Source organism: Pontibacter sp. HJ8, from assembly GCF_054824225.1.
Genome location: NZ_JSYF01000211.1, coordinates 1 through 2,681, shown reverse-complemented (window position 1 = coordinate 2,681; position 2,681 = coordinate 1). Strand labels below are relative to the sequence as shown.

General features: G+C 41.7%; 4 protein-coding genes. 1 reads left to right on the top strand and 3 read right to left on the bottom strand.

Annotated features, from left to right (window positions below):
* Window positions 1-61: 61 nt before the first annotated feature.
* Genes OB13_RS10260 through OB13_RS10250 form a run of 3 tightly spaced genes read right to left on the bottom strand, consistent with a single transcriptional unit; the run spans window position 62 to window position 1,580 of the window.
* The gene (locus OB13_RS10260) at window positions 62-319 is read right to left on the bottom strand and encodes an acyl carrier protein (RefSeq protein WP_461490073.1); all 258 of its coding nucleotides are present in this window, start codon (window positions 317-319) and stop codon (window positions 62-64) included.
* A 47-nt stretch (window positions 320-366) separates the two neighbouring features.
* Entirely contained in the window at window positions 367-1,092 is a 726-nt protein-coding gene (locus OB13_RS10255) for a siderophore-interacting protein (protein ID WP_461490072.1), read from the bottom strand.
* A gap of 32 nt (window positions 1,093-1,124) precedes the next feature.
* Window positions 1,125-1,580 carry a DoxX family protein gene (locus OB13_RS10250; RefSeq protein WP_461490071.1) on the bottom strand — a complete coding sequence of 152 codons (456 nt, stop codon included), beginning with the start codon at window positions 1,578-1,580 and terminating at the stop codon, window positions 1,125-1,127.
* An 81-nt stretch (window positions 1,581-1,661) separates the two neighbouring features.
* Between OB13_RS10250 and OB13_RS10245 the strand changes: the two genes are divergently transcribed.
* Complete coding sequence (locus OB13_RS10245; protein ID WP_461490070.1) at window positions 1,662-2,252, top strand: Crp/Fnr family transcriptional regulator; 591 nt, start codon at window positions 1,662-1,664, stop codon at window positions 2,250-2,252.
* Window positions 2,253-2,681 lie beyond the last annotated feature (429 nt).

Sequence of the window (2,681 nt, the reverse complement as noted above, 5' to 3'; positions counted from 1 at the left end):
GGCTAGTACGTTAGATTATAAGCTTGTCTAAGCCAGCATCGTTCGTAGAGTAAGACAGTGCCTAAGCATCCGCCCTTGAATTATCAGAAGTAAGAAACGAGACAAAATCATCTACCTTGTTTAAAGGCACATCATCCGGAATATAGGTATGAAATGCTTTTTCCACTTCCAGAATAATATCTACCAGATCAACAGTATCGAAACCTATCTCATCAAAACTTTGAACAAAAAGTTGTGCCGGGGCAACATTCTTGTGAACATTTATTAATTGCACCAGCTCTTGCTTCAGGGTTAGTTTGTATGGATGAATTAGTAACATATGAGTAAAGTCTTATTTAACGTTAGTAACTGAAATCAGAGCAGTACTTACTCCAGTCCTTTCTTTTCAGGATTCCAGAAGGGCTTCACTTTTAGCTTGCTGCTGGGCCATTGCAATTCATTTCTAAAATAATGGGTAAGGGCAACACAGACCCAGCTGTCTCCGGCAATGTAAATCATCTTCTCACCTTTCATTTCAGGAATTATTTCTTTTATAAGCTGAAGAAGTTCTGCCGTAGGGTTTTGGGGCAGTTGGGTAAAAGAAAAAGGATTCGAGCCATCAATATCCGGATACAGCTCCTGCATGTTCTGATGATAAATGATGCTCTTTACTTTTTTTCCTAGCGGGAGATTACGTCGTATCTCATACAGATGCGCCAAAGCGGAAAGATCACCGATCATCAGGTAACTATCAGCCGTATCATCTACCAAAAATTTTCCTTTGTGCCAGGCAAAATACACCTGATCGTCTACTTTGGACTGTGCAGCCCAAGTGGCACCCGGACCATTGCTCTCTGTTGCAATGGCCAGGTCTATTGTACCTTTCTCTTTATCTATGTCCCAAACGGTATAGCTTCTGATCTTGTCTTTAGTAGACAGTGCATCATTGTCCAAGCCTACCGCTACTCTAAGAAAGTAGCCAGGCACAAACTCTGCCTTCCTGATACTGTCACTGTGTATCCTGATGTGATACACGGCAGGTGTTAATATTGCTTTATGAATGACGGTTGCCTTATTTAGCAACCGTTTCATGAAGGCTTCTATTATGGCCATTATGCTGGTTCCTTTATTAGCTTTTGTAAAGATTACAAGGACATGCTTGTACTTCTATCTCCAGCAAACTTAGGCTGAATAGGAGCTTTTTTGAATCGACCCCAGGCAACAAAGGCTGCTAGTGCAAATAATACTATAGTTGGAACGAACGGTTCATTATTCATTAAATGGTATCCGAAAGCCAGTACCATGATAACGGCCAAACCCAGCGCAGCAAGTGGTGTCAGTACAGGCTTGATTCGTAAGGCAGCTGGCATGATCAAACCAATAGCTGCTAATAGCTCACTGATCCCAATAAAGCGAACCATACCTTCTCCAAATGAATTTACATAGGTCATGCCCTGTGCCGCAAGCTCGGGAAGTGGTGTAACCAGTTTCATAAAGCCGGCCATGCCAAATGCTACGGCTAATAGTACCTGTACTACCCAAAGTGTGATGTGCAGGGCTTTAGAACGGTATTGTGTAGTTGCTGTGTTGTAAGTTGTCATGATGATAAAATCTAGAGTTTTAGTTTTTTACTTATCTTGTGCTACAAAGGTAGCGTGCTCCTAAAGCCAGCGCCTTGATGTATGTTAAGAAATATGACAGAGACCTTTTTGAACTATCTACGCTCCAAGCTGGCTATCACCGACCAGCAATTTTCCCAACTCGAGCCACATTTAAAAACACGGCACGTAGAGAAGGGACAGGCATTACTAAGTGTCGGAGAAGTGTGTTTGTATGGTGGCTTTGTACTGAAGGGGTGTCTGCGAAGCTATGTAATCGATGAAAAGGGAAAAGAGCATATTATTCAGTTTGCACCTGAAAACTGGTGGATAGCCGAACAGATCAGTTTATTTAAAAAGACTCCTGCTATCTTTTACATAGATGCCGTTGAAGCGACCGACCTTTTAGCCATAGACATGGCCTTCTTTGATGAATTGAATAGGATCGTTCCTGACGTACAACAGCTGATGAGTAGTTTACAGCTAAACAGCCTTCGAACTTTTCAGAAACGGCTCATCAGCCACTTAAGTGAAACCGGGGAACAGCGGTATGTAGGTTTTGTTGAAACTTATCCATCCCTTTCGCTGCGCTTGCCGCTCTGGATGATTGCTTCTTACCTGGGCCTGACTCCCGAATCACTCAGTCGTATACGCAAAGAGTTGATGGATAAGTAATAGTACCTATTGGCTCTCTTATTATGCCTTCAAAAATGTTTCGAGACTAGTTAAGCTCATGTGGACAAGGTTCGACAACTCCATCTTTAAGTCTATACTATAACTCATTAAAACCTACTTATTTCATCAAATAAGCAGGTTTTTTGTTTTCAGCGTAACAGGAAAATAACAAAAAGGTTTTTCATGTTATTACTCCTTCCATTTCAGGCTTGTTTACCTTGTTTCTAATTTGTACAAATCCATTTCTCCGGCTGCTCATAAACAAAATTGCTCAGAGTTCTATTTGTAGTGTGTTGATACTATTAGGCTTTCCTAAATAAACGACGTTTTCTGGGACACAGGCCAAAGTCCGGGAGGAGGTCGACCCCTGCTGAACCATAATAGGCGTTATGAGGCCCTGGAAGGATATAATAATAGCACTGTTTTTCC